Source organism: Candidatus Tumulicola sp. (assembly GCA_036490475.1).
Classification (GTDB): Bacteria; Vulcanimicrobiota; Vulcanimicrobiia; order Vulcanimicrobiales; family Vulcanimicrobiaceae; genus Tumulicola.
The window spans coordinates 106771-133675 of sequence record DASXDT010000004.1 but is presented as its reverse complement, the minus strand read 5'-3'; the positions used below and the strand labels follow the sequence as shown (position 1 = coordinate 133675).

Genomic DNA, 26905 nt, shown 5'->3' with positions numbered 1-26905 from the left:
GAGGATCTACATGTCGGTGCACCGTGTGTTGGACAAACTTGAAGGCTACGTCCACGAAGGCACGTGGTTGCCGGCCGGCTATCGCGTGCTGTCCGAGGAGCGCTTGCTCGAGCTGATCGAGAAGGTGCGCGCCTCGCTGCCCGAGGAGGTCGGTCGCGCCAAGATCATCGCAAAGGATCAGGATCGCGTCATGCGCGAGGCGCAAGAGAAAGCACAAGCGATCGTCGAGCAAGCTTCGTCTAAACACGACGAGCTGGTCGACCAGCACGAAATCGTGCGGCGCGCTCGCACGACCGCCGAGGTCGTGCTCCGTGAGGCGCAGGAGCGCTCCGACCGGATCCGCCGTGGAGCCGATGAATACGCCGCTGGAGTCTTGAGCGAGATGGAAGGCCGTCTCTCGGGTGCGATCGGAGCCGTTCGGAAAGGCCGCGAAGCACTCACGCGCACGACTGCCGCCGAAGCTGCTGCGTCAGCGCCGCTGGCCGACGCTGCCGCCGAAAGCAAACGCGTCGCGTTCGATTCCCAGACGGCCGGAGAAACGGCAGCACTGGAGTCCGTCAAGGTATGAACCGCGCACCGGCGTTCGTACTTGGCTGCGCGGCGATTGTCGCGATGGCCGGGGCCGGCGCCGGACGAGCGATTGCCGGCGACAGCGGTGGGATCGCGGGATATGTGGTGAATTCTTCAACCGGCCGTCCCGTGGCCGGCGAACCGCTGCTCTATTACCGTTGGCCGTACGTCGAGAACGCCACCGAAGTTCGCGAACTTCGCACCGACGCACGCGGTTTTTTTAGTGACATCACGCTCTCGCCCGGCCGGTACGTGCTGGTAGCCTCAGAGCGAGGCTTGATTTCAGGCTGTACGATCGACGACGTTTTTGGAGGCGAGGTTTCGCGCGTGCGAGTGACGCTCGAACGCAACGGCAAGAACTGTGCCGGACCGCGCATCAACCCAGCGTTGATCGATTCGGCCGCGACGTCGGACGTCTACCGGATCTAAACCGGCGGCGCCTGAACGTTGTGCGCGAAGGCCTCGAGCCGAGCGCGATCGATCGATTTGACGCGACCGCGATCGAGTTCGACCGCGCCGGAGTTCTTGAGGCGTAAGAGCGCACGGGCGGCCATGTCGCGAACGGTCCCGGCCGCGGCGGCAATCTGCGCTTGCGAGAGATGCTCGACGCCAGGCAGGCCGCGCGTCATCCCAACGGACGCTCGCGCGTAACCTAAGAGAAACTTCGCGACGCGTTGCAAGACGTGTGCGAATGCGAGATCGGCGATCGTGTCGATCGAACGGCGCCGCGCCTGCGATGACGCGATCAGAAAGCCGAGCGCTAGTTCGGCATCGTTCCTGGCAGCATGAATGACCGCTTCGCTCGGCAGCGTCACGATGGTCGCATCGGTGAGCGCCTCCGCGCGCGTGGTCGCACCACCACCGTCGAACGTTCCGCTCTCGTTCAGCGTGTCGTGCGTCAGCCGCTCGCCGATGGTATGCGTCTTACCGTCCGGGGACAGCAACGTGTAAATGACCTTGCCGGTTTTAACGATGCCCAGATACGGCCACATCTCGCCTTCGTCGAAGATCGTGTCGCCCGACTTGTAGCTGCGGTCGCTCATTTGACCGGCGAGCTCTTTGATGGTGGCGGCCTTGGCAGCGGTAAACTGCGAGACGTGCGCGAGCAGCGTTTCGCCGTCGGCATTCTCGTCGATCCGCTCCAGGCGAACCGTCCAGCGGTTGCTTCCTAGGTTTCGCGCGTCCCACGAAAACTTTCCGGCGCGTAACTGCGTCATTTCATTGCGCATCGCGCGGGGGTCGGTTTCCTCGTTGATTTCAAGCGCCGTTCCGATTTGGAGCTTGTCGAAGGCTTCGAGAATCTGGTCGGTCTTTGACGCGGTCGAAAGGGACCGGGCGTCCAACGTGACGGCGGCTGGGCGGCTAATCGGCATACGCCGCGTTTAGGGATGGCCCGCCGATGCGCCTGCCGAAGGCGCGCGCCATGACTACCCCTATGCAAGACAACGATATCGTTATTATTGCCGGTGCGCGTACGCCGTTCGGCAACTTCGGAGGCGCGCTCGCCGAGCTGACCGCTACCGACCTGGCCGTCGCCGCCGCGCGAGCGGCGATCGAGCGCAGCGGGGTTCCGCCTGAAAGCATCGACGACGTCGTATTCGGCAACGTCATTCAGACGAGTTCCGACGCAATTTATCTGGCTCGCCATGCCGGTTTGCGAGCCGGCATTCCGGTCGGCGTTCCCGCCCTAACGCTGAATCGGCTGTGCGGCTCGGGTTTGCAAGCCATCGTATCGGCTGCCCAGTCCCTCGCGCTCGGTTCGTCGACGTATGCCTTGGCCGGCGGCGCCGAAAATATGAGCCAGGCGCCCCACGTAGTACGGGGTACCCGCAAAGGCTTTGCCCTCGGACGGGACGTCGCGTTCGAAGACTCGCTCTGGACCGCTCTCACCGATTCGTATGGCAACATTCCAATGGCGATTACGGCCGAAAACCTTGCCAAGCAGTATGGAATTACGCGGGAAGAATCCGATGAGTTTGCGTTGACCAGCCAAGGACGGGCTCTGGAAGCCCAAAGCGATGGCTACTTTGCCGAGGAAATCGTCCCGGTCGAAGTTCCGGGTTCGCGGGGGACCGTGACCGTCGTGGATCGCGATGAAGGGCCGCGCTCGGGCTTGACGATGGAGAAGTTGGGCAAACTGCCGGCACGCTTCGTGCGCGACGGCGTCGTGACGCCCGGGAACGCCAGCGGCATCACCGACGGAGCCGCGGCCGTCGTTCTAACGACCGCTCGACAGGCGCGTAAGGACGGTATCGAGTGGATGGGCCGGCTGGCGGGCGCAGGCGTGGTCGGAGTCGATCCGTCGATCATGGGCATCGGTCCCGCCTTCTCGATTCCGCGGGCACTGCAGCGTGCGGACGTGGCACTGAACGACGTGGCGGTGATCGAAATCAACGAAGCGTTCGCGCCGCAAGTGTTGGCGTGTCTTCGCGAGATGGGCATTCCCGGCGACGCGCGCTTGAATCCCCACGGTGGCGCGATCTCGCTGGGACATCCGTTGGGAGCGTCCGGTGCGCGTATCGCGCTAACGACGCTGCACGAACTGCGCCGCCGCGGCGGCGGTTACGGTGTTGCGTCGGCATGTATCGGCGGCGGACAAGGCATAGCAGCGGTCTTCGAGGTGGCGTGAAGCGCGCGTGGGACGTCCTCGCCGTATTGGCGATCGGATTCGTCCTGTGGAAGCTCTTCATCGTTCCACGATCGTTTAGCGCGCCGGGTTCCGAGCCGGCGCCGCACGCCGTCTTCAGCCGGCTCGACGGCGGCACGTTCCACATAACATCGCAGCGCGGACACGTAGTCTTTCTCGACTTTTTTGCAACGTGGTGCGGACCGTGCCGCGTCGAGTTGCCGCTGGTGCGGGCCTGGGCAAAAGCCAACCCAGCGGTCACCGTTGTCCCGGTCGATGTCGGCGAGCCGCGCGGCGTCGCGCTGGACTTCGCGCAGCGCAACGGGCTATCGAATGTTGCGCTCGACCCACACGCCGACGCTCGCGGTATCTTTGCGGTTCAAGGTTTTCCGACGGTGGTCGTGGTGGATCCCGTGGGTGATATTCGCGCGAGGTGGGAGGGACTGAATCCGGCGATCGGTCTCGCGATGACCAACGCCGTCAAACAGTTAGGGCCGCGTTAGCGCCCCTTCCACTGCGGTTTGCGCTTTGCGAGAAACGCACCGGTGCCTTCGGCGATGTCTTCGGTATTAACGAGCAATCCGAACTCCAGCGCTTCCAACTCTAACGCATCGTCGATGGAAAGATGCGCGCCGGCGTTGATGGCTCGTTTACACGCCGCGATCGCCAGGGGCGCCTTCGATGCGATTGCAGTAGCTACGCGCCGCGCTTCACCGGCCAGCGCGTCCGGCTCGACGACCCGCTGTACCAGTCCGATGCGCAGCGCTTCGGCTGCATCGATCGTTTCGCCGGTGAGGCAGAGGTACATCGCCATGCCCTTACCGATGAGACGCGTGGTGCGTTGCGATCCGCCGTAGCCGGGAATCAGCCCGAGATTCACTTCGGGCTGGCCGAACTTTGCGTTTGACGATGCGAGCATGATGTCGCACGCCATCGCCAACTCACATCCGCCGCCGAGCGCGTAACCGTTGACGGCTGCGATGACCGGAGTACGCATTCGCTCGATGGCGCGCGTGAGCGCTTGACCTTTGCGCGCCTGACCGGTGCCTTCACCGGCATTTGCCAATGCGTTGAGCTCGCCGATATCTGCGCCCGCCGCAAACGCTTTCCCGTCCCCGCCTGTGAGCACGATCGCGCGGATACTGTCGTCGCGGTCGAGACGATCGAGCGCGTGCGCCAACTCCTCGAGCAGTTGCGAACGCAGCGCGTTGAGCACTTCGGGACGGTTTAACGTAACGATTGCGATCGGCCCCTCGATTGCAACGGTAATGTCGGCGTACGTTCGCTCAGGCATAATCGTAGAACCCCGAACCGCTCTTTCGACCCAGGCGTCCGGCGAGCACCATGCGCTTGAGCAACGGCGGCGCGGCCATCATCGGATCCTTGAACTCGTCGAACATTATTTCGGCGATGTAGTACGTGGTATCCAATCCTACGAAGTCGAGCAGTTCGAGCGGACCCATCGGATAACCGCAGCCGAGCTTCATGCCTTTGTCGATGTCTTCTTTCGACGCTAGACCGTCTTCGAGCAGGCGGATGGCATACAGCAGATACGGCACGAGCAGACGATTGACGACGAACCCGGGCGTGTCTTGTGCGAGAATCGGCTCTTTCTTGAGACGATGCGAGAAATCGAACAGTGCGTCGATCGTTTCTTGCGACGTTGCGATCGTCTTGACGACTTCTACGAGTTTCATCAACGGCACTGGATTGAAGAAGTGCAGGCCCGCGACGCGATCGGGGCGTTTGGTTTTCGCTGCCAACTCGACGACGCACAAGCTCGACGTGTTGGTGCAGATGATCGCATGGGGTGCGAGCAGGTCGTCCAACTGCCGGAAGAGCGTCGTTTTGATGTCGACGTTTTCGACGATTGCTTCGATGACGAGGTCGCACGATTTCAGATCGGCGACGTCACCGGTCGCGGTAATACGAGCCGCGACCGCGTCGCGATCCTCTCGAGAAAGCGTACCCTTGTCAACAAAACGGTCGAGCGACTTGGCGATGGCTGCCGAGCCGCGTTCGAGGGCTTTCGGCGAAACCTCCAGCAGGACGACGTCGAAGCCGGCGGTCGCACATGTTTGCGCGATGCCGTTACCCATCAGACCGGCGCCGCAGACGCCGACGGTTCGGATTTCGGACACGAAAAGTTCCCTTCGAGGCAAGCGGCAAAGGCGCCGCAGTTTATGGTTTGATAAAGGCGCAGGTTCATTCGTTGCGTTGCGGGGAAGTCACCTTTGTCCTATACTGAGGACCAGCTTTTCTGGGATCGGAGAATCGGTGCGAATTGCCTATCACGAGGCGCTAGAAGGAACCCGGCTCGACGTCGTGCGCTTAGGCGCGCTGGTCGGGGACGCGATTCGTTTGGCGGTCGATGCGCTCAATAGCCGCGACGCGGCCGCCGGAGCGCGCGTCGTCGCGGGCGATGATATTATCGACGAGCTGCGCCGCCGCATCGAAGCCCATTGCATCGAATTGATCTGGCGCCAGCAGCCGGTCGCCGGCGAGTTGCGCGAGATCGCGGCGATGCTCGAGATCGCGACGGATCTCGAGCGCGTGGGCGACTACGGCGTCGATATCGCAAAAAACGCGATCAAACTTTCCGACCAGGCCATGCGTCCGCAACGAGTCGAGATCGACCGTATCGCCGGCGTCGCGCACGCGATGTTGGTCGACGCGATGCGCGCGTACACCGAGCGTAATGCGAAACTCGCCAGCGACGTCATCGATCGCGACGATCAAGTCGATAAGTTATATAAACGCAGTATCAAGTTGCTGCAGGAAGAAATGCGGGCCGATCCCGACATCATTCGCCCGGGAACGCGCTATCTGTTCGTTCTAGCCGAACTCGAACGAGTCGGCGATCGAGCCGGCAACATCGCCTGGCACACGAAGGACATGATCGGGGCCGAGTGAACCCGCCGCTCCCGCGTAGCGAATTCGCCGTTACGGAACGGCTCGTATACCTGAATCATGCAGCCGTCGGCGTACTACCCGCGTCGACCGTTGCCGCTATCGACGCGTTGACGCGGGCGCACGCAACGAAGGGCGTGCTGGGGACATATCCATACGACGAAGACACTGCCCGCTATCGCGAGGTCGTCGCGGCGTTCGTTGGAGCGCGCGCCTCCGAAATTGCGTTCGTTGCGAGTACGAGCGCTGGAGCGGCGGTTTTGGCGCAATCGCTCGGCCTGGGCGACGGCGACGAAATTCTGTTGACGGACGACGAGTTTCCGTCCAACGTTATACCGTGGCTGGCGTTGCGCGATCGCGGCGTGTCGGTTCGGCTTCTGCCCGGCGGAACCGAGCCGTTGACGCCCGACCGGTTGCGTCGTGAGATCGGCTCGAACACCAAGCTCGTGGCGGTATCCTGGGTCTCGTACGCGGACGGTTACCGGCGCGACATCGCATCGTTAGCCGAGGTCGCGCACGCCGCCGGCGCGCTCTTGTGCGTCGACGCGATTCAGGGACTCGGCGCGCTGTCGATCGACGTTGAAGCCACCGGCGTCGACGCGTTGTTTTCGGGAGCCGGAAAGTGGCTACTCGGTTTGCACGGCGCCGGCCTCTTGTACGTTCGCTCCGAACTACTGGCGCGAATGCGTCCGGGCGTTCCGGGTTGGCGATCGCAAAGCGATATATGGGATTTTCACAACTACGACCAGGCATTTGCATCGGACGCCCGCCGGCTCGAGACCGGGACGCCGAATTTAGCCGGTAATCTTGCGCTCGCCACGTCTGTGGGACTGCTCGCGGGTTGCGATTCCGGGTCGATCGAGCGGTGGGTGGTAGATCTGACCGATCGTTTGTGTGATGGTCTGCTTCGTTTGGGCGCGCGTCTGGCGACGCGGCGCGAGCCGGCGGTCAAATCGGGCATCGTCACGTTCGACGTTCCCGGCTTCGATAGTATGGCGCTCGGCAGAACGCTGGCTCGCGAGGGAATCGTTACCACGTACCGCGACACTGGAATTCGAATGTCGCCGCACGGCTACAACGTCCCCGATGACATCGACGCCGCGCTCGGCGCGATCGGGGCGGTAACTGCGGCCTTGAAAGTTCGCTAAGACTCCGCCGCGCGTTCTACCAGCGCGCTCGATGTCATAACGGCGTCGGTCATGCCGTGAATCAAACGTTTGTCCGCCGGCGCGACGGTCGCAAGAATTCCGCCCAGCTCGACGGTCTGTTCGCCGGTCACGAAGTAGTACGGGCATAGGCGCGCACGCGCATCGAACGTTTTTATAACGTTGTTTTCGCGGTCGAAAAACTGTTGGCGCAGGCGTTTACTCTTGTGGAAACGTTGCAAGATGTACGGGGTTTCGTCGTACGACGCCAGCGCCAAGTCGATCGTAGCGGCCCAATCGTCCTTGGTGAGGTCGTTCGCAATTTTGACGCCGCGCGAGCCCCAGGCCAACGGCGAGAAACCCGACGGCTTTACCACGTAGTCACGATCGCTTTTTCCTAAATCGGCTAAGCGGCGGAAATCCGATACCGGCACGCCGCCCGCATTCAATCCGGCGATGACGCCTTGCGGCGGAAGAGGCCGCGGATCCATTACCCACGTTTGCGGAATCACTTCGAGCAGCCGCTCGAAGCGTTCTTTTCCGAGTTCGTTGCGCCACAGCGCCGCGAGCGCGTGATGGTGGAACAGTGCGAATGAAAGTTTTTCTTCCATGTACGCTTTTGGCGGCGGCGTCATTTTCACGCGGTTGTGGCGTGCGGCGTACAACATGAGATCTTGCTTGGGGACGTTGAGCAAATCGAACATTTCAAAATTGCGGTACAGCGCATCCAAGCGTTCTTCGCGGCCGTCTTCCAGCCGCACGAACAATCCGTCCTCGGTGAAGAAGATCTCCGACGGCGTCCGCACCCAAGCATCCGCCAAGTCGAGTCGTCGCAGCGCGTCGGCTAACCAGGTCATCTCGGCTCGGTAGTCGCCCGACTCGTCGGATACGACGATGCCGATGGTCGGCCGTTCCACCCCGGTGGTAGCACGCATCATGGCCGCAAACCCTCGCGGTATGCCGTCGTTACCGCCGATGCTCTCGACCCCGAGACGACAATACGCCTCGGTCATGGCGCCGAGAAATCCCATACCGCCCGGAACGCTGTCCAGCTCGGTGGCCATGAAATTTCCATCGCCGGTTACCATTAAGTCGGGGCGTATAACGCCCGGGATCTCTTGTTTGAAGCGATTTTGCCGGGAGATTCTGACCACGCGCTCGGGTTTTCCCCGGTCGAGATATTCCGCTACGAAGGCCGGGGCGGTGCCGCGAACGCTGCGGACGTAGATGGCGTTGAGCGCCCGGTAGAAGGCCAGCAGGTCTTCACCCAACCGGAGGATGTTGTCGAGCTGTACGCGCGAGAGCCCGAAGGGCTCCGGACTGACGCGCCAGGGAATCCGATCGGCCTCGTTGGTTACTCGGAATAGGCCGGGAGGGATCGTGTCGTAGAGGTACGAGGCGCGCTCTTCAGGGGTCAGGCCGGGTTTTATCGCGATACAGGGCATGAAGAAATAGAAACTCCTAGCGACAGTGGTCGGGAATCTTGGAACTGCAGAGGGCTATGTAGAGTCGCCGCATGGCTTCGATTTTAAAAATACCCGTCGGGCCGGAAGGTTGCACTTCCAGCCGGTGCTATTTGATCGTGATGCCTCCGGGCGTCAACAATGCGCCCTCGATGCGAACCGCGCCGGCGGCGAACGCAAGCGTCAGGTGCAAAACGCCCGACAGTGCTAGGGGGCGTAAATCCAAGCGGTCCATGACGTGAGCCGTAGACTCCCCGGCCACGAACCGGAGCGTCGCACTGCGGGTGAACGATGCGCCGGGAGTGCGGAACGTCTCGCTGACCGGCACCGCCAACTCGTCGGTTTCGGCCGAATACGGCCGTCCCACGACGCAGTAGGTGGCCGTGATGGTCGTGCCTTCAACGCGCAGCGGTTCTTGCGTACAGTTCGCTGGTGCCGCGGGGACGGCGGTTGCGAGCGCCAGCACTATCGCTTCGATCACCCCGGCTTTATTCGGTGCCGCAAAGGTCGCACCCGTCGAAAACCAACCGGATGCGGTAGGAGCGGGTTATAGTGGGTGTATGTATTCGATCGACCTGATCGCGCTCGACCTCGATGGAACGCTGGTCGATTACGACGGTAACGTTTCGCCTGGGAATCGGCGGGCCGTTCGAGATGCCTTGAACGCCGGGATTCGCGTCGCGCTTGTCACCGGCCGCGGGGCCGATTTACCGGCGCGGCTGGTGCGCGAACTCCGGCTAAACGTTCCGTCGATCTGCGCGCACGGGGCCCTAACCAAAGACTTTTTATCGGGCCGTACGATCGGTCACATCCCCGTGCCGCTACAGCACGCCGTCACGTTGCTCGAATATGCGGAGCGCCGCGGCTTGGATGCGGCCGTGTATTCGGAAGAGCGCTTCTTGCGAGCGCACGGTGCGCCGCTGCACATGGAAGATATGCGGCTTCCGCATTGGCACGCCGTCGCTTCTCTGCGCGAAGCCGTCAGCACGCCGCCGACGTTCTTGCGCTTCTTCGGGAGCGAGGCGGTCGCAGAGATCCGCTCGACGTTCGCACACCTGCCGTTGCATTTCAAACACGAAGTGTTCGGCGATCTCGAAGAGTGCGCCGTCACGAGCGTCGACGCAACCAAGGAAATCGCGCTCGCACGATTGTGCGCCGACCTGCACGTTGCACCCGAACGCGTTCTCGCAATCGGCGATTCGCGCAACGACCTGCCGATGTTGCGTTGGGCCGGCATCGGCGTCGCGATGGGGAACGCGTTGCCGGAGATCCGGCGCGAAGTCGGCCGTGTCACCGGCGATTGTAGCGACGACGGAGCGGCCCAGGCCATCCGCCGGTACGCCTTGCACGACGTTCCAAACGCATTGAGCGCATGACCGTTCGCGTCGTGGGGTTTGCGCGAGCGCGCGAATTGCTCGGGGACCGCGGCCAGGTATCCGTGGCCGACGGCGCTTCCATCGCCGATGCGTGGGCGCAGCTCGTTACCGCAATTCCCGAACTCTCCGAATTGAGCGCGTCGGTGCGCTTTGCAGTGGATGGCGCGTTGACCCGCCCTGAGTACGGTTTATGTGATGGACAAGAACTCGCGATCTTACCGCCGGTAGGCGGCGGATGAGCATGAGCATCGATAGCGCCGCAATCGAGCCGCGCGCCGTTGAGGACCGGGTCCGAGCGCCGGGCTTTGGCGGCGTCGTGACGTTCGTGGGCATCGTTCGCGACACCGAAGATGGCCGTGCGGTTGCTGCGTTGGAGTACGAAGCGTACGAATCGCTGGCGCTCTCTGAGTTCGATTCCATCGCCATCGAAGTTACGGCCCGGTTCGGTAACGTGCGTTTGGCGATTGCGCACCGTGTCGGACGCGTAGCAGCGGGCGAAATTGCGGTCACCGTTTGCGCCGCATCCGTGCATAGAAAGGCCGCTTTTGCGGCGTGCGAATTCGCCATCGATGCGGTCAAAGCGCGAGCGGCTATTTGGAAGCGCGAGATGTACGCCGACGGCCGTGCGCTCTGGAAGGCCAACGGCTAACATGCCCGACGTCGAACTGCTGCGCGTTCCGGCTCCCGAAAATGGCGTTACGGTGTTGCGGTACGAGCCGCGTCGGGCGCGCGGTGTGTCGATCGTTGCCGGACACGGCTATTCTTCGAGCAAGCACAATCTAGATTTTCTGTGTGCGTTTCTCGCCAGCCACGGCTTCGGCGTCTTCAGTTTGGATTTTCCCGGCCACAAGCTCGGCGCCAGCGGTGGTGTGTTGCGCGGAATCGACGACTGCACTGCGGCGATGTCGGCGGTCGTTCGATTCGCCCGCGATCGTGGCGAAACGACCACGTATGCGATGGGCCACAGCATGGGCGGAATGACCGCGCTGTTTACGACGGCGCTCGATTCAGAGATAACCGGATGCGTCGCAATCGCGACCGGTTTCGGCCGTCCGACGTCATTAAACGCGTTGCGCCAAGCCGGCGCGACCGACTTTCGCTCGAGCTACGTCGACGGCGTGACGCTGCAAGAGCTGGTCGCCGGCATCGATCGCACCTACGAACGGCTTCTGCCCAAGCTCGCCGGCCGTCCCGTGCTCTATGTATCGGCCGATCGCGATGCGATGGTCAGCCCGTCGAGCGTACGCGAACTCTTCGAACGAGCCCCCGAGCCGAAAACATTCGTAACCATCGATAGCGACCATACCTACGCGGGAGAGCGCTCGCGGGCCGCAGTGTTGCAGTGGTTGGATCGACTGCATCCCCGGCCGTGACGATCGACGCAGGGGCGGTTCGCCGATATAGCCGGCAACTGTTGGTTCCGGAAATCGGTGTCGCGGGTCAAGAGCGGTTGATGGCGTCGTCGGTGTTGACGGTCGGTGCCGGCGGATTAGGATCGCCGGCATTGCAAGTATTGGCGGCTGCCGGAGTCGGACGCATCACCGTGATCGATCCCGACACCGTCGACGAAACCAATCTCCATCGTCAAACGATTTACACGACTGCCGACGTGGGTCGCCCGAAAGCATCGACCGCGGCAAAACGTCTCCGCGAGCTTAACCCCCGAGTCGACGTGTATGCGATCGACGAAGCGTTCGGCGAACGTAACGGACGACGTTTGGTTCGCGACCACGACGTGGTGCTGGATTGCACCGATCGCTTCACGGCGCGGTACGCAGTCAACGATGCGTGCGTGCTCGAGGGCCGTCCCGACGTATCGGCATCGATCTTTCGTTTCGAGGGAACCTTGTCGGTGTTTGCGGCTGGCGGCCCGTGTTACCGATGCCTCTATCCGCAACCGCCCGCCGGAGCCGCTGGTGGATGTGCGGAAGCCGGTGTCGTCGGTTCGGTTGCAGCCATCCTGGGCGCGTGGCAGGCGAACGAAGCGTTGAAAATCCTCGCGCGCGCGGGAGCGCCGTTGTACGGCCGAATGCTCCTCTTCGATGGCGCCGCGGCCGGCGTGCGAGAGATCCGTTTCGAGCGCGACCCGCAATGCGCCGTGTGCGGAGACCATCCGGAGATTCACGAATTACGCATCGCCGACGGCGGCGCACCCGAAGTCGTCGAGGTCGAAGTACGCGAGCTGGACGAAGCGTTACGTTCGGCGTCGTTACTCGATATTCGCGAGCCGCACGAGGCCGTTTTGGGAAGCATCGACGGTGCGATTGCGATTCCGTTTTCGCAGCTCGAGTCGAGATTGAACGAGCTCGACATGCGTCGCGCGTACGTCGTCGCGTGTCGCATCGGGGTGAAATCGCGATGGGCCGCCGAGCGATTACAAGCCGCAGGCGTGCAACGGGTCGCGCATCTGCGCGGCGGGTTGCTGGCGTACGCGGCGGCGCGGCACGAATCGGAGCGTATCGTATGACGGACAAGCCGTTTGGAACATCGGGCGTTCGCGTGGCGACGATCGGGCAGGGCACGTGGGATGTTCCCGAACGGGGCGCGGCGTCGAAGGAAGCGACGCGCGCGATTCGTCGCGGCATCGATCTCGGAATGACGCACATCGACACCGCAGAAATGTACGGTTCCGGTCGCGTCGAGGAATTTCTCGGCACGGCGCTGGAGGGCGTGGAACGTGCGCGTTTGTTCGTTACGACCAAAGTGCTGCCGTCCAACGCATCCTACCGTGGAACCCTCGACGCCGCCGATCGAAGCCTGCGCCGGTTGCGAATGGACTACGTCGACTTATACTTACTGCACTGGCCGGCCGAGGATCCGCTCGAGGAAACGATGCGTGCCATGGCGCGTTTAGTCGTCGATGGGAAAGCCCGGTTCGTCGGCGTCAGTAATTTCGACGTGCCGGAAATGTTGCAAGCGGCGTCCTATCTCGACGGTATTCCGCTCGCGTGCAATCAAGTGCTGTATCATCTGCGCGAGCGCACGGTCGAACGCCGCGTCATTCCGGCTGCACTCGAACGCGGCATCGCGATCGTCGGGTACACGCCGTTCGGACGTGGGAGCTTCCCGCATTCGAACGTCCTCGACCGTGTTGCCACCAAACGCGCGGCGACCGTTCGCCAGGTCATACTGGCCTTCCTCACTCGGTTCGAAAACACGTTCGCGATACCGAAAGCATCGCAGGTCGCGCACGTCGAGGAAAATGCCGGCGCCGCCGACCTACGGCTAGACGATGACGACATCGCCGCGATCGACGCAGCGTTTCCGGCGGGTGACGCTCGCCGGCTTCCAACGCTGTGAACGACGAACGCTTCGCGCTCAAGCGCATAGCGGTCGATGCGGCGCGCGCTGCGGGGGCCGGCGCGGTCCGCGTCACGTCCGCCACGCCGGACCTTGGCGCGCGACGACACATGCGTGAGTCGTTTGCTCGCGGCGATTTGGAAACGTGGGGCTACGACGACGCCTATGCCGAGCGGGCATCGGACCCGTCGACCATCGCAGACGGCGCGCGCAGCGTAATTTGCTGCGCGTTTGCGTACGCGTCATCGCCGCCACGCGGCCGCGATTCGTTGTCCGGGCGCGTTTCGAACTATGCGTGGTCGAGCGACTATCACTCGCGCGTTCGAACCGCTCTGCAACGTATCGCCGGCGCGCTCGACGTGGCGTGCGGCAGACCGGTCGCGACCTTAGCCTGCGATACGCGTCCGCTGAGCGAACGCGCCTTCGCCGCGCGCGCCGGACTCGGATGGATCGGCAAGCATACCAACTTGATCGCTCCCAAGCTCGGCTCGTACGTCTTTTTGGGCGAAGTGTTTTCGACGGTTGAAATCGAGCCCGACGCGCCGCTGAAAACGTCGTGCGGGGAGTGTTCTCGCTGCGTCGCAGCCTGCCCGACGGGCGCCTTACGGGGCGACTACACGATCGACGCGCGGCGTTGCATCTCGGATTTGACACAACGTACCGACGCGATACCGCGCGACCTGCGACCGCTCGTCGGGCAGTGGGTGTGGGGCTGCGACACGTGTCAGGAAGTTTGTCCGCCAACGCGTTTGGCCGGCGACGCCGGTGATTCCAACGCGTTGCCGCTCGACCCACGCGCGGCCGAACCGTCGCTGTTGGAGATGCTGGAACTACGATCGGGCGCATTCAAGCGCCGGTATCGAGCGACTGCGATGGGTTGGCGAGGCGCCGCCGTGTTGCGGCGCAATGCCGCGGTGGCGCTCGGCAACAGCCTCGACCGGGCCGCCATTCCGGCGCTCGCTCGAGCGCTCGAGGGCGATCCCCATCCGTTGGTCCGCGGCCACGCAGCGTGGGCGCTTGGCCGGATCGGGGCGCCGGCCGGCATGGACGCGTTACGCAGGCGCCGCTCAGTGGAAACTGATATCGAAGTATGTGAAGAAATAGACGACGCGTTGCGGGCTCGCGCCCCATCCGTAAGGAGTGCCTCTTGAAGTACGTTCCGGCCCTGTTGGCGATTGCGTCCCTCACCGTCTGGCTGACCGCGCCTGCGAAAGCGCAAGACGATCTGATTGCCCGCATGGCGGCCGTCAATCCGAACCTTCGTACCTTTACCGCCGACGTGCACGTGAACGTCGCGATGAAATCGTTTCCGTTCATGAACTTCGCACTGGAAGGTACGTACTATCACCGGGCGCCCGATCAAGATAAAGTGGTCTTCAGCAGTGGCGTTCCGGCCGTCGCCCAACAGTTCGATAAGCTCTACGCGCACATCGAGCCTCCGTCGCGATGGCTCGACCTATACGACGTCAAAGTCGTGTCGGACGATGGAACGATCACCACGTACCGGCTGAAGCCGCGCAAGCAGGGTAACGTCGATCATATCGACGCGCGCGCCAGCGATCGCCACGCGACCGTACAATGGCTTCGATGGAACTACGTTAACGGCGGCTACGCGGAGCTGACGAACCACTACACGACGGTCGACGGAAACGTTCTCGTTGCGGCCCAAAACGGACACGTCGACGAGCCCGGTTACACGGCCGACATCACATCGACGATCGATCGCTACAAGATCAATCCGCAGATCAGCGACAGTACCTTTTCGCAATGACGACCATCGATCTGGTCGCGCCGCTGGCCGACGGGTTTCGCCGCCGAATCGATTATCTGCGCGTCTCCGTCACCGATAAGTGCAACCTGCGATGCGTATACTGCATGCCCGAAGCCGGATTGCCATGGCTAGCACGCGACGAAGTTCTAACGTATAGCGAGATCGCCGCGATCGCGCGGGCGGCTGCAGCCTCCGGCGTTCGATCGATTCGGCTGACGGGTGGCGAGCCGCTCGTTCGCCCCAAACTGCACCAGCTCGTCGCCATGCTGACTGCGATCGACGGGATCGAAGAAGTCGCGTTATCGACCAACGGGTTGCTGTTAAAGGAGCAGCTCGACGACTTGCACGCTGCGGGACTCTCACGCGTCAACGTTTCGCTCGACACGCTACGTGCTGACCGGTTCGAGCGCATCGCCCGGCGCCCCGGGTTGAACCGCGTGCTGGACGGCATCGATGCCGCTCTCGATCGCGGCGTCGGCGTCAAAATCAACTGCGTTGTGATGCGTGGATACAACGACGATGAAATCGAGGCGTTTTCCGAACTGACCCTCGATCGTGAGGTCGCGGTGCGCTTCATCGAACTGATGCCGGTTCGCGAAAACGCGGAGCTGCAACGCGAGGCGTACGTCCCATCGCACGAGCTGTTGAGTCGGATCGAGACCGTACGTGCTTTGACGCCCGTCGACGGTCCGCTGGGAAACGGCCCCGCGCGATACTTTGCCTTCTCCGGCGCGGCCGGCTGCGTCGGCGTGATCAGTCCGATGTCGCATGACTACTGCGATCGCTGTAACCGCGTTCGCTTAACCGCGGACGGCCGTTTGCGGCTCTGCTTGTTCGGCGATTCCGCGCTGGATCTACGGGGGCCACTGCGCCGCGGGGCGACGCTGGAAGAATTGGCCGGGTTATTGCGAGCCGGCATGCTCATCAAACCCGAGCGCCATCACTTGCGTGTGGGAGAAGCAGCTGCCACATTGCGGGCCTTTTCCGAAATAGGCGGATGAGGGCATGTCACGGCCAGGGCTCTCGATACGTTTCACGGGCGGAGGAGCCGCGATGAACGAGGCTGGTTCGTGGACTGCTGCAGGCGACGCCGCTCAGGCGCGCGTTGAATCGATGGTGCGCGACTACCAAGTCAAGCTGGCTCGATACCTCCGGAGAATGACCGGGGATGCCGAGGCGGCGCTGGATCTGACGCAGGACGTCTTCTTGTCGGCTTATCGCATGTTGAAGACCGACCCGACGCGCGAACTGACCGGCGGATGGCTCTATCGCGCGGCGACCAACGGCGCGATCTCGTTTTTGCGGCGACGCAAGATTCTGCGCATGCTTCCACTCGACCGGGAAGCCGAGCGAGCGGCCTGGCGAATCGATGAAAGCGGCGCGGACTCGTTGGATCTCCAATCGGCCCTCAAGCGGCTCCCACCCGAGCAAGCCGCTGCGGTGCTCTTGACCAGTTATGCCGGGTATTCTTCACAGGAGGCAGCCGCGATGCTCGACAGTACTCCCGAGGCCGTGCGCCAGCGGGTATGCCGGGCGATGCGCACGCTGCGTTCGGTGATGGCGGAGAACGCACAATCGTGAGCGTTATAACTTGTCGGGATGCGGAAATCGCAGCTGGAGCCATCGCCCTCGACGAGGCAACCGCGGCCGAGCGCGACGGCTATCGTCTGCACCTTTCACATTGCTCGACGTGCGTAGAGGCGTTCGGTGGCGAGCGCGAGATCGAGCGTACTGCCGGGCTCGTGGCCCGCGCACGCGATGCCGAAACCTGGCAACCCGCGATCGCGCCCCTGCGCGCGCAGCGACGGAAATTCGGCGGACTCGCATGGGGATTGGGGGCTGCGGCAGTCGCGGTCGTGGCGGCTGCAATCGTCGCGTTTCCGCACGCCGGTTCGGCCGGATCCGGCGGCCCGACGGTTGCCGTCGTCCCGGTGCCGGCGCTGCATTCCCAAGTTGGCTTCGTCGCGCATCCTGTGAAGGGTGCGGGGGGACAGTCGCATGCGGCACCCGCTGCAGAAAAAGCGCACTCATTGATCATCGTGCACAACGTCGTCAAACTGTCCGCGCCCGCACCTGCATTCCGCCATGCCCCCGCACAAGCCGTTGTAGCGGTCCGGCATCCGCAACCGCCCGCAGCGCAATCGCCGACCTCGTCGGACGAACGCACCGTCGCCGACACCGGCACGACCAACGTTCCGCAGCAAAGCCAGCACGCCGAGTCGCTCGCAATCTTGCCGTCGGTGGTCCGCGATGTCGCTCCGGTCGGTGGCGACCACGCCATCGTGCCGCGACCCGCGCGAATCGCCTATTACGAAAACGCCGAGGGGACGACGGCGGTCGACGTGTCGGTCGACGATCGCGGAACCCCGGTCAAGTGCACCGTCACCAAGCCGTCCGGATTTGTAGTGTTGGACGATTCCGTGTGCGCCGCAGCCATGCGCGTGCGGTACGTTCCGCGGGCCGTCAACGGACGAGCCGTTGCTGGCGTCTACCACGACGCGTTTCTCTTTCAGGCCGGCGAAGACGGACAGTCCCCGCCCTAGCCGCACCGGTCAGGAAAACGGCGCGGCCTAACCGAACCGCGCTCCGATGAGCGGCACTCCGTTCATCTATCTTTTTTCGCACGATCTGCGACTTGACGATCATGCCGGTCTCGCTGCCGCCGCGCAGCGTGGGCCTATTTTCCCGGTGCTCTCGATCGAGCCGGACCTCTCGAAGCGGCTGCGGCGTTCGCCGCGGCGCGCCGCTTTTTTTTGCGGGGCCGTGCGTTCGCTGGACGCCGACTTGCGCGCGTTCGGCAGCCGCCTAACGATTTGTCGTGGTGGAACGGCCGGCCGCGGGTTGCTCGACATCGCAAAAAGCATCGGGGCCGGCGGCATCGCTTGGAGCGCGAGCGCGGCCGAGACCGACGACCGGCTACAATCGCGAGTCGAAGAAGCGGGCTTGCACGCCGTACTCGTACACGACGCGCCGGCCGTCGCACCCGAAGAAACCGCCGCGCAGCATACGGGCGGCGGCGACGGCTATCGTTCCTTCGGTCCGTATTTTCAAGTGTGGAGCGACGTGCCGATCGTTTCGTACGAGCATCCGCTGCTGATGCGATTCGCGCAGGCGCCGGATGCCGGCGAGGAGCTGCCGCAACCTTCGGAGTTTGGATCGAACGAGCCGGAATTGCAAGCTGGAGCGGCGCGCGCGCGCGCTGCGTTCGATGCTTTTTGCTCCGGTCCGATCGCCGACTATGAAGCGGCGGCGCAAAATCCGTGGATGACACAGACATCGCACCTGTCGGCCGATCTTTCGTTCGGTACGATCGCCGCCCGAACGATCGCGCGCGAGATTCGGTCCCAACTCGACGATCCCGCGATGCATGCGTCGGCACGAGCGGCACGACGCGCGTTTCTCCGCTCCATCGCTCGTCGCGACTTCTTTTTACAACTGGCGCACTTCTATCCGCAGAGCCGCTCGGTCGCGTTGCGCGACCGCATGCGGGCCTTTCCATTCGCGCGATCCGGAGCGGCCCTATCGCGCTGGTCGGCGGGCGAAACCGGTTTTCCGCTGGTCGATGCAGGCATTCGCCAACTGCGGTCTACCGGCTGGATGCATCCCTTCGTACGCGCGGTGGCCGCGTCGTTTTTGTGCTTCGATCTCGGAATACATTGGGAGGCTGGATTGACCGAGTGGGACCGGCAACTCGTGGAAGACGATCCCGTGCTTGCCGGCGGCAACTGGCAGTGGATCGCCGCCTCGGGCGCCGATATGGCGCAATATCCGCGTATATATAATCCGGAGCGTGCGCGCCGCCGAAGCGACCCGGAGGGCCGTTACGTTCGCGAGTGGATTCCTGAACTCGCGCATGCCTCGGCCGAACTCTTGTCGCAGCGTTCCGGAACGTCGCCGCAGTTAACGCTCGACCTGAGCGCCGCAGGAGCCTATTCCGAGCCGATGCTCGATCACGCTACGGCGGCGCGTGTGTTTTTACGTCGCTATCGAGACTTCGAGCGATAGTCGGGCGCGTTAGGTGGGATCGGTCGCCAGGCGATCGTCGATCCAATCGCCGATGATCGGGACGCGGACTTCGTCTCCGTTCCACGCCTTGATTCCGTAATAGACGCTCGCCACTAAGAAGAGCGGAATCAGCAGCGGGATCAGGATCGCGGCCGAAAATCCTAAGAACGGTATGTTTGCGAGTAACGACAGCATCCCATAGAGTCCCGCGAAGCCGACGTTTAACCCGAGCGCTTGAAACGCGGCCGAACGAAGCTGGCGAGATTGTTTGCGATCGAAAACCGACAACAGTGCCAGCGGCCACAGCGGGTATCCTAAGGCGACCAGCGCTCGAGACTCGGCCCGGTCGGAAAGGGTCGCGACTTCGGCTTTCGTCACGACCGTCGGCTGGGACGGCTGTTGTTGCGAGTAGGCCTGTGCGTGCGGCGGGACGGAACCCGCGATTCGCTGACGCGACGCAGCCGCGGCGTCGACTTTTGCCGCCAACCGGCAACTGGGGCAGGCCCCGTTAAAGTCGCGGCAGGTGGCGCAAATCGGCTTTCCGCAGCCCGAACACGAGCTTGCCGACGGTACGTTCGAGTGAAAATAGCAGTCCATGACGGTGGCGGTTTCTCCCAATGGTCGTTTGAAGTAGGTACCGGGATGCGTGTCGGGAGGTTTCAGTTCTCAACGGCGGCAAGTCCGAGACGCCGATGAACCGGCGAGCAATCCTCATACGCCTGGCCAAAGAAGCCCGGCCGTACTATCCGCGCATCGCGGTGGCGACGCTGTTAGGCGCGTTGGCCGGTGTGCTGACGACCGTTCCTCCGGCTGCGTTCCGCATCATCATCAACGACGTGTTGGCGCCGCCGCACGGCCGCCCGGCGAACCTGCACGCGTTGTACGGCGCTCTCGCCGTGACGTGCGCCGCGCTCGTACTGTCGAACTTGGCCATCTACTTTCAGACCTATATAACCGCATGGAGCGGGCAACACCTAATCGCTCGCATCCGCATCCGGCTATTCGAACGAATTCTCAATCTGCCGTTGGACGCGTTCGACCGTTGGCGCCCCGGCGAACTGATGTCGCGCTTCAGCACCGACTTGCAGTTGATGACCGATGCGGTCAGCGTATCCGTTCCGCAATTGGTCGTTGCCCTCGTAACGTTCGTATCGTCGTTCGCGGTCATGATCTATCTGGATTGGCTGCTGACGCTATCGTTAATCGTGGTCGCACCGATCGTCAGTTTCGCCGTTTCGAAATTTCAACGGTTGATTACCGAGAGTACCCATCGAGCGCAGCAACGTATTGCGGATCTATCGGCCAATTTGGCCGAAATACTGCAAGGCCAACGCGTCGTCAAGGCGTTCAACCGCGAGGCGTACGAAGTCGGCCGGTTCGAAACGCGCAACGAAGACTTTTTTGGCGCGTATATGAAGCTCACGCAGTTCATCCAAACCCAGCCGGTCGTCGTTTCGACGATCATGGTGGCCGCGGTCGTGTTCATCATGTGGATGTCGGTCAACGAAGTCTTGCGCGGCAGGTTGGACACCGGCACCGTCTTCATGTATTGGGCGCTGCTGGTCAACTTGATGAACCCGATGAATCGCGTTGCCGCGTTCTTCGGCGATATCAGCAAGGCGGTCGTCGGAGCCGGTCGCGTGTTCGAACTGTTGGATCTTCCGGTCGAGACGCGCGACACCGACGAAGACCTGCCGTTACCCGCCGTGCTCGGAAAAATCGAATTCCGCGACGTTTCGTTCTCGTACGCACTCAACGAGCCGCCCGCGCTTTCGAACGTCAATGTGACGATCCAAGCCGGCGAGATCGTGGCACTGGTCGGTCCGTCGGGTGCCGGGAAGACCACCTTGGCGAATCTCGTTCCGCGCTTTTACCGGCCACAAAAAGGCGAAGTGCTGATCGATGGCATCGACATCGCGACCGTCGGTCTTACCGATCTGCGGCGCACGATGGCGATCGTTCCGCAAGACCCGCAGCTGTTACGCGGGTCGATCGTCGACAACATTCGGTACGGACGATTAGAGGCGACGGACGAAGAAGTGCGCGTCGCAGCGCGCGAAGCCAACGTCGACGATTTCGTGTCGGTGTTGCCCGACGGGTACGCTACGGAAGTCGGCGAACGCGGCGTGCGTTTGTCCGGCGGAGAACGTCAGCGAATAGCGATCGCTCGTGCCATCTTGCGCGATCCGCGAATTTTGATTTTGGACGAGGCGACCAGCGCGTTGGATAGTCATTCGGAAGCGCTCATCGAAGGAGCGCTAGACCGGTTGCTCCCGGGACGGACGACGCTGATTATCGCACATCGATTGTCGACGATCCGGCGGGCAAACACGGTTTTGTATATCGAGAGCGGCAGAGTGGTCGAGGTCGGTACGCACGCACAGTTGATCGCGCGCGGCGGGGCGTATGCCAAGTTGCACGCGGCGCAGTTCGCGACGCTATAACGGCCGGCGTTACTTTGCTGGCGGCTTTCGGGGGCGAGCGATAGCGTCGTACACCTCGGAACGGTGGACTGCGATGTGGCGCGGCGCGTCGATGGCGATTCTCACCTGATCGTGCTCCACCGCGACGACCGTGACGCGTATGCCGTCGCCGATTACGACAGATTCGCCCACCTTTCGGGTCAAAGCCAGCATTGGAAGGCCCCTTTTGCAGCAACGGTGACTTAAGTCGCGTTAACGCAGACGACCCCGACTTCCTCGCGCCGCGGCGCTCCGGAATCGGTAGGAAACTTGCGCGCGCGAGTCGATATTAGTGCTGATGCCAACGGCGACCGATTCCGATCTCGACGCGCTCGAGTCGCGGACGATCTATGTCCTGCGCGAAGCTTTTTCGACCGTTTCGCCCATCGCAATGTTATGGTCGATCGGCAAAGATTCGACCGCACTGCTGTGGATGGTTCGTAAAGCGTTTTTAGGCGACGTCCCCTTCCCAATGGTGCTGCTCGATACGGGCATGGAGTTCCCGGAGGTGTACGAGTTCCGCGACAAAATTGTCCGGGAGTGGCGCCTACCGGTCATCAACGAACAATGTGCTCCCGAAAGCACGGTGGATCCGACGCTTCCGCCGGCAGCCCGTCACGCCGCACGTAAGAGCGCCGGCCTGAAGTCGTTGCTCGCGCGCGAAGGCTATCGCGGCATCATTCTGGGCATTCGTCGCGACGAGCAAGCGATTCGCGCCAAAGAGCGCATCTTTAGTCCGCGTAATGCGGACGGATCGTGGGATCCGCGTTCGCAGCCGCCGGAGTTGTGGGACTATTATCCGTACGAAGTTCCGGACGGCGCGCACGTGCGCATCCATCCGCTGCTGCATTGGACCGAACTCGACATTTGGCGTTACACGCGACGCGAGAACATTCCGTACGTTTCCCTGTACCTCGCCGTCGACGGCAAGCGCTACCGCTCGCTGGGCGAAAGCAATATCACCGTGCCGATCGAGAGCACGGCTAGTACGCTCGACCAGGTCATTACCGAACTGGAGTTAACGCGCGAGCCCGAACGTGCCGGCCGCACGATGGATAACGAAAGCGAAGATGCTTTCGAACGACTTCGCACGACGGGATACATGTGAGACAAGTAAGGATCGTCATGGTCGGCGACGTCGACGCTGGAAAGTCGACGATTTTGGGGCGCATGCTGGTCGATGTGGGCCAAGTCACGCCGCAAAAGCTAGCCGAACTCGAGAGCCAGAGCACGCGGCGCGGCGTGCCGATCGAGTATTCGTTTCTCTTGGACGCGTTTCAACTCGAACGCGATCAGGCGATAACGCTCGACATTTCGCGCATTTGGCTGCGGATGCCCGAACGCGACTATGTGTTCGTCGACGCCCCCGGCCATCGCGAGCTGATACGTAACCTTTTGACTGGCGCGTCCGAGGTTGATGCGGCCATCCTGGTCGTTGCCGAAGACGAAGGCATTACGCTGCAGACGCGGCGCCAGGCGCTCTTTCTGCAGTGGTTCGGCTTCAAAGAAGTGTTGGTCGCGATCAATAAGCTCGACCTCGCGAAGGACGCCGAAACCGCGTTCGCGCGGCGCAAAGGCGAAGTCCGCGATTTTCTCGAGCAACTCAGCATTACGCCGATCGACATCATTCCGATCGCGGCGCGCGAAGGCGATAACGTCGCCATCCGCAGCACGCGCTGGAGCTGGTGGAAGGGCGGTACGCTGCTCGAAGGGCTCGAGCGTTTGCGTCCGTACGCGCCGCCGGCCGGCGGTCCGCTACGCATGGTCGTCCAGGACGTGTACCGTCGCGGTGCCAATCGTATCATCGCCGGGCGTGTCGACTCGGGCGTGCTGCGCGCCAACGAACGTATCGTCTTTTGGCCTCTGGCTACCGACGCGATCGTAACTGCTATCCACCGCTGGCCTGACGATGTCGACGAAGCTAAGGCCGGCGACGCCGTCGCGATCTCGCTCGACGAGCGCATTTTCGTAGACCGTGGAGCGGTCGCGAGTTATCCCGGCGACGGACCGTCACTCGGTCACGCCATGCAGGCGACGGTCGTGTGGCTAGGAGACGCCGCTCAGGCCGGTGATGCGTTCCGCATCCGCCTGGGCACGCGTGAAGTATCGGTGACGTTGCAGCGCATAGACGAAATCATCGATCCCGACACGCTCGTCGGCAAACCCGCCGATCGCGTCGAAAAGAGCGACGTTGCAGTCGTTACGCTGTCGTCGCGCGAGTTGATCGCTGCGGACGACGAACTCGAAGACACTTCGATCGGTCGCTTCGTGCTGATGCACGGAACGAACGTGGTTGCCGGTGGACGCGTGCGCTCGGTCATCGGCCGGCCTCGCTCGGAAGGCGCTACCGACGTCATCGCGCAGCTGTCATCCGTTACGGGCGGCGAGCGCATCAGCCGGAACGGACACGCTGGAGCGGTGTTCTGGCTAACCGGCCTGCCGAGTGCCGGCAAATCGACCGTCGCTATGGCGGTACAGCGGATGCTCTTCGACCGCGGACGCTTGGTCTACGTGCTCGACGGCGACACCCTCCGTACGACGCTGAACGTCGACCTCGGATTCTCCGAAGAAGACCGCAGCGAAAACGTGCGGCGCACCGCCGCCGTAGCCGCCACGCTAGCGGACGCCGGAATGGTCGTCGTATGCGCGCTCATTTCGCCGTTTGCGGCCGACCGCGACCGCGCCCGCGCTGCCTATCCGGGGCGGTTCTTCGAGGTGTACATCCAGTGCGATCTGGAAACCGCCGAGCTGCGCGACGTGAAAGGCCACTACCGGCGAGCACGTACGGGCGAAATCCCGCGATTCACCGGCGTTTCGTCGCCGTACGAGCCGCCGGCGAACGCCGACCTCATTCTGGATACGACCAAGCACTCGATCTCCGAGTCGGCCGGTCACCTGCTGGAATATATAGAGGAAATCACGCAGAATAATTAGCCGCCCTGCCGGGCGGATGGACCCGCTCGGCTCGGCCGTGCTATAATCTCGCGGCCGCCACGAGGCGGCTTGCCAACTTCGCCCGGCACGGACGCCGGGCGTTTTATGGCTCCGAGCAGCGTTCGCAGCCATGGACGGCACGCGAGCGGGAGCCAGAGAGGATCCGTTCATGTCGGTCGTTACCATGCGAGAATTGCTGGAGGCGGGCGTTCACTTCGGGCATCAAACCCGTCGTTGGAATCCCAAGATGAAGCCGTACATCTTCCAAGAGCGAAACGGCATCTACATTATCGATCTCGCCCTTACCGTGCAGAAACTGCGAGAGACCGTCGAGGTCGTCAAGCAGCTGTCTCGCGAGGGCAAAGTCATTCTTTTCGTCGGAACGAAGAAACAGGCCCAAGACGTCGTTCGCGATGAGGCCGAGCGCGCCGGAACGTTTTTCATCAACCAGCGTTGGCTGGGCGGAACGCTGACCAACTTCTCGACGATCCAGCGGCGCATCGCGCGGCTACGCGAGCTCGAGAATATGAAGGCGCAGGGCGATTTCGATCGTCTTCCCAAAAAAGAAGTCGCCCGGCTGCAAGACGAGATGAACAAACTCGAGCGCTTCCTCGGCGGTATCAAAGATATGCACCGTTTGCCGGACGCGATCTTCATTGTCGATCCGAAGAAGGAGCGCATCGCGGTCTTAGAAGCGCGTAAGCTCGGAATTCCGATCATTGCGGTGATCGATACCAACTGCGATCCCGACGAAATCGACTACGCGATTCCCGGCAACGACGACGCGATCCGCGCGGTCCGCTTGATGGTTGGAAAGATCGCCGACGCGATCATCGAGGGCCGGACCGAGAGCGAGAGCTCGTACGACGAAAGTGCGTACCCCGCTTCGGCGGAATATGGCGGAACGACCGAAGCGGTCGAAGACGGCACCGCCGCCGTCGTTTAATTGTAACAGACGAACTGATACCGGAGAGAAAACGTGTCGAGCGCGATGACCTACCAACCGAAAGCCGACGAGATCAAGGCGCTTCGTGAAGAAACGAGCGCGCCTATGATGGATTGCCGTAAAGCCCTCGCCGAAGCGCAGGGCGATATGGAAAAAGCGAAAGCGTTGCTGGTCGAACGCGGCGGGGCGCAAGCCGCCAAGAAAGCGGAGCGCGTCGCCAACGAAGGAGTCGTCGCGAGCTACATTCACGCCGGCGGCAAGATCGGCGTCCTGGTGGAAGTGAATAGCGAGACCGACTTCGTCGCACGCAATCCGAAGTTCGGCGATCTCGCACGTGACATCGCGATGCACGTCGCGGCGATGTCGCCGGAATACCTGGATCGCCAGAGCGTGTCGTCCGAGGTCGTCGATGCACTGCGCGCGGAGTTTCGCGCTGCCGTTCCCCCGAACAAACCGGCCGACGTCGCCGAGAAAATTATCGAGGGTAAGTTAAATAAATGGTTTGAAGAGCATTGCTTGCTCGATCAAGCCTTCGTCAAAGACGATTCCTTAAGCGTAGGCGAGCTCGTCCACGCTGCCGTCGGCGCACTAGGTGAGAAAATCAGCGTACGCCGGTTCACGAAGTACGCGTTAGGAGATTAGCGTCCGTGCCGCCCGAAACGCCCCGTTTCTCACGCGTCCTGCTGAAGATTTCCGGCGAAGCGTTTTCGGGCGACGAAACCGGCGTCGACGTCGAGATGACGCGCGTGATTGCCGCGCAGATCGGCGAAGTGAGTCGCGGTGGCGTGTCGATGGCGGTGGTGGTCGGCGGCGGTAACATCTGGCGTGGTAAGGTTCACGAGCGGGCGGGCGTGGACCGCGCGACCGCCGACTACATGGGCATGCTCGCGACCGTAATCAACGCGCTGGCATTGCAGGACGCACTCGAACGCATCGAAGTGCCGACGCGGGTTCAGACGGCCATTGCGATGCATCAGATCGCCGAACCCTATATTCGCCGGCGAGCCATCCGGCATCTCGAGAAGGGCCGGGTCGTGATCTTTGCGGCGGGCACCGGAAATCCGTATTTTACAACCGATACGACCGCGGCCTTACGGGCCGTGGAAGTCGGCGCGGATGCGATTCTCAAAGCCACCAAGGTCGACGGCATCTATTCGGCCGATCCTAAGAAGTATCCCGACGCAACGCGCTTCGAACGCCTGGAGTATATGGAAGTACTGCAGCGGGGTCTGGAAGTGATGGATTCGACCGCCATGGCATTGTGCATGGACAACGCGTTGCCGATCGTGGTATTCGATATGGCCGGTCCCGACAACATCCGCCGGGTCATTTGGGGCGAGCAAATCGGCACGTACGTTGGCGGCCCGCTGCAGCCGGCGGGCGCAGGGAGCAGATAA

The 26905-nt window shown here is 62.6% G+C and carries 31 protein-coding genes; 24 read left to right on the top strand and 7 right to left on the bottom strand.

What is annotated here, in order from left to right:
• Positions 1–10: 10 nt before the first annotated feature.
• Positions 11–568: a hypothetical protein gene (locus tag VGF98_03575; GenBank protein HEY1680703.1), complete on the top strand. Its 558-nt coding sequence runs from the start codon at positions 11–13 to the stop codon at positions 566–568.
• Positions 565–999 carry a hypothetical protein gene (locus VGF98_03570; GenBank protein HEY1680702.1) on the top strand — a complete coding sequence of 145 codons (435 nt, stop codon included), beginning with the start codon at positions 565–567 and terminating at the stop codon, positions 997–999. The genes VGF98_03575 and VGF98_03570 overlap by 4 nt, the downstream gene beginning before the upstream one ends.
• Here VGF98_03570 and VGF98_03565 read toward each other — a convergent pair.
• Entirely contained in the window at positions 996–1943 is a 948-nt protein-coding gene (locus VGF98_03565; protein HEY1680701.1) for a DUF2249 domain-containing protein, read from the bottom strand. The genes VGF98_03570 and VGF98_03565 overlap by 4 nt on opposite strands.
• 50 nt (positions 1944–1993) lie before the next feature.
• Between VGF98_03565 and VGF98_03560 the strand changes: the two genes are divergently transcribed.
• Both VGF98_03560 and VGF98_03555 read left to right on the top strand, forming a co-directional pair.
• Positions 1994–3199: an acetyl-CoA C-acetyltransferase gene (locus VGF98_03560; GenBank protein HEY1680700.1), complete on the top strand. Its 1206-nt coding sequence runs from the start codon at positions 1994–1996 to the stop codon at positions 3197–3199.
• Complete coding sequence (locus VGF98_03555) at positions 3196–3699, top strand: TlpA disulfide reductase family protein (GenBank protein ID HEY1680699.1); 504 nt, start codon at positions 3196–3198, stop codon at positions 3697–3699. The genes VGF98_03560 and VGF98_03555 overlap by 4 nt, the downstream gene beginning before the upstream one ends.
• Here VGF98_03555 and VGF98_03550 read toward each other — a convergent pair.
• The gene (locus VGF98_03550) at positions 3696–4490 is read right to left on the bottom strand and encodes an enoyl-CoA hydratase-related protein (protein ID HEY1680698.1); all 795 of its coding nucleotides are present in this window, start codon (positions 4488–4490) and stop codon (positions 3696–3698) included. The genes VGF98_03555 and VGF98_03550 overlap by 4 nt on opposite strands.
• The gene (locus VGF98_03545; protein ID HEY1680697.1) at positions 4483–5337 is read right to left on the bottom strand and encodes a 3-hydroxybutyryl-CoA dehydrogenase; all 855 of its coding nucleotides are present in this window, start codon (positions 5335–5337) and stop codon (positions 4483–4485) included. The genes VGF98_03550 and VGF98_03545 overlap by 8 nt, the downstream gene beginning before the upstream one ends.
• Before the next feature lie 136 nt (positions 5338–5473).
• On the opposite strand from VGF98_03545, the gene phoU reads away from it, so the two are divergent.
• On the top strand, positions 5474–6109 hold the full coding sequence (gene phoU, locus VGF98_03540; protein HEY1680696.1) for a phosphate signaling complex protein PhoU: 636 nt from the start codon (positions 5474–5476) through the stop codon (positions 6107–6109).
• Positions 6106–7254 (top strand): aminotransferase class V-fold PLP-dependent enzyme, encoded by a 1149-nt coding sequence (locus tag VGF98_03535; GenBank protein ID HEY1680695.1) that lies wholly within the window; start codon positions 6106–6108, stop codon positions 7252–7254. Before phoU ends, VGF98_03535 begins: the two co-directional genes overlap by 4 nt.
• Here VGF98_03535 and VGF98_03530 read toward each other — a convergent pair.
• Both VGF98_03530 and VGF98_03525 read right to left on the bottom strand, forming a co-directional pair.
• Positions 7251–8696 carry a hypothetical protein gene (locus VGF98_03530; GenBank protein ID HEY1680694.1) on the bottom strand — a complete coding sequence of 482 codons (1446 nt, stop codon included), beginning with the start codon at positions 8694–8696 and terminating at the stop codon, positions 7251–7253. The genes VGF98_03535 and VGF98_03530 overlap by 4 nt on opposite strands.
• A 127-nt stretch (positions 8697–8823) precedes the next feature.
• Complete coding sequence (locus VGF98_03525) at positions 8824–9195, bottom strand: hypothetical protein (GenBank protein ID HEY1680693.1); 372 nt, start codon at positions 9193–9195, stop codon at positions 8824–8826.
• Positions 9196–9274: 79 nt separating this feature from the next.
• Here VGF98_03525 and VGF98_03520 point away from each other — a divergent pair, with 79 nt between their 5' ends.
• From VGF98_03520 to VGF98_03465, 12 genes are read left to right on the top strand one after another with little or no spacing between them, the layout of a single operon-like run.
• Entirely contained in the window at positions 9275–10090 is an 816-nt protein-coding gene (locus tag VGF98_03520) for an HAD hydrolase family protein (GenBank protein HEY1680692.1), read from the top strand.
• Positions 10087–10329, top strand: coding sequence for a MoaD/ThiS family protein (locus VGF98_03515; protein HEY1680691.1), 243 nt, complete (start codon positions 10087–10089; stop codon positions 10327–10329). The genes VGF98_03520 and VGF98_03515 overlap by 4 nt, the downstream gene beginning before the upstream one ends.
• A gap of 2 nt (positions 10330–10331) precedes the next feature.
• Complete coding sequence (locus tag VGF98_03510) at positions 10332–10739, top strand: molybdenum cofactor biosynthesis protein MoaE (GenBank protein HEY1680690.1); 408 nt, start codon at positions 10332–10334, stop codon at positions 10737–10739.
• A gap of 1 nt (position 10740) precedes the next feature.
• Positions 10741–11463 (top strand): alpha/beta fold hydrolase, encoded by a 723-nt coding sequence (locus tag VGF98_03505; protein HEY1680689.1) that lies wholly within the window; start codon positions 10741–10743, stop codon positions 11461–11463.
• Positions 11433–12557: a HesA/MoeB/ThiF family protein gene (locus VGF98_03500; protein HEY1680688.1), complete on the top strand. Its 1125-nt coding sequence runs from the start codon at positions 11433–11435 to the stop codon at positions 12555–12557. The genes VGF98_03505 and VGF98_03500 overlap by 31 nt, the downstream gene beginning before the upstream one ends.
• Complete coding sequence (locus VGF98_03495; protein HEY1680687.1) at positions 12554–13390, top strand: aldo/keto reductase; 837 nt, start codon at positions 12554–12556, stop codon at positions 13388–13390. Before VGF98_03500 ends, VGF98_03495 begins: the two co-directional genes overlap by 4 nt.
• Positions 13387–14541: a tRNA epoxyqueuosine(34) reductase QueG gene (gene queG, locus VGF98_03490; protein HEY1680686.1), complete on the top strand. Its 1155-nt coding sequence runs from the start codon at positions 13387–13389 to the stop codon at positions 14539–14541. The genes VGF98_03495 and queG overlap by 4 nt, the downstream gene beginning before the upstream one ends.
• Complete coding sequence (locus tag VGF98_03485) at positions 14538–15161, top strand: hypothetical protein (protein HEY1680685.1); 624 nt, start codon at positions 14538–14540, stop codon at positions 15159–15161. The genes queG and VGF98_03485 overlap by 4 nt, the downstream gene beginning before the upstream one ends.
• Entirely contained in the window at positions 15158–16162 is a 1005-nt protein-coding gene (moaA, locus tag VGF98_03480) for a GTP 3',8-cyclase MoaA (protein HEY1680684.1), read from the top strand. Before VGF98_03485 ends, moaA begins: the two co-directional genes overlap by 4 nt.
• A gap of 52 nt (positions 16163–16214) precedes the next feature.
• Positions 16215–16742 carry an RNA polymerase sigma factor gene (locus VGF98_03475; protein HEY1680683.1) on the top strand — a complete coding sequence of 176 codons (528 nt, stop codon included), beginning with the start codon at positions 16215–16217 and terminating at the stop codon, positions 16740–16742.
• Positions 16739–17704, top strand: a complete 966-nt coding sequence (locus tag VGF98_03470; protein ID HEY1680682.1) for a TonB family protein — start codon at positions 16739–16741, stop codon at positions 17702–17704. The genes VGF98_03475 and VGF98_03470 overlap by 4 nt, the downstream gene beginning before the upstream one ends.
• Before the next feature lie 46 nt (positions 17705–17750).
• On the top strand, positions 17751–19166 hold the full coding sequence (locus VGF98_03465; GenBank protein HEY1680681.1) for an FAD-binding domain-containing protein: 1416 nt from the start codon (positions 17751–17753) through the stop codon (positions 19164–19166).
• A 9-nt stretch (positions 19167–19175) separates the two neighbouring features.
• On the opposite strand, the gene VGF98_03460 is transcribed toward VGF98_03465, so the two are convergent.
• Positions 19176–19763, bottom strand: coding sequence for a hypothetical protein (locus tag VGF98_03460; protein HEY1680680.1), 588 nt, complete (start codon positions 19761–19763; stop codon positions 19176–19178).
• A gap of 95 nt (positions 19764–19858) precedes the next feature.
• Between VGF98_03460 and VGF98_03455 the strand changes: the two genes are divergently transcribed.
• Entirely contained in the window at positions 19859–21610 is a 1752-nt protein-coding gene (locus VGF98_03455; protein HEY1680679.1) for an ABC transporter ATP-binding protein, read from the top strand.
• Positions 21611–21619: 9 nt separating this feature from the next.
• On the opposite strand, the gene csrA is transcribed toward VGF98_03455, so the two are convergent.
• Positions 21620–21802, bottom strand: a complete 183-nt coding sequence (gene csrA, locus VGF98_03450) for a carbon storage regulator CsrA (GenBank protein HEY1680678.1) — start codon at positions 21800–21802, stop codon at positions 21620–21622.
• Positions 21803–21926: 124 nt separating this feature from the next.
• On the opposite strand from csrA, the gene cysD reads away from it, so the two are divergent.
• The 5 genes from cysD to pyrH all read left to right on the top strand — a co-directional run bounded on the left by cysD (position 21927) and on the right by pyrH (position 26905).
• On the top strand, positions 21927–22736 hold the full coding sequence (cysD, locus tag VGF98_03445; protein HEY1680677.1) for a sulfate adenylyltransferase subunit CysD: 810 nt from the start codon (positions 21927–21929) through the stop codon (positions 22734–22736).
• 17 nt (positions 22737–22753) lie between these two features.
• Positions 22754–24562, top strand: a complete 1809-nt coding sequence (cysC, locus tag VGF98_03440; GenBank protein HEY1680676.1) for an adenylyl-sulfate kinase — start codon at positions 22754–22756, stop codon at positions 24560–24562.
• A 130-nt stretch (positions 24563–24692) separates the two neighbouring features.
• Positions 24693–25508 carry a 30S ribosomal protein S2 gene (rpsB, locus tag VGF98_03435; protein HEY1680675.1) on the top strand — a complete coding sequence of 272 codons (816 nt, stop codon included), beginning with the start codon at positions 24693–24695 and terminating at the stop codon, positions 25506–25508.
• Between the two features lie 45 nt (positions 25509–25553).
• Positions 25554–26150, top strand: coding sequence for a translation elongation factor Ts (gene tsf / locus VGF98_03430; protein HEY1680674.1), 597 nt, complete (start codon positions 25554–25556; stop codon positions 26148–26150).
• Between the two features lie 5 nt (positions 26151–26155).
• Positions 26156–26905 carry a UMP kinase gene (gene pyrH / locus VGF98_03425; GenBank protein HEY1680673.1) on the top strand — a complete coding sequence of 250 codons (750 nt, stop codon included), beginning with the start codon at positions 26156–26158 and terminating at the stop codon, positions 26903–26905.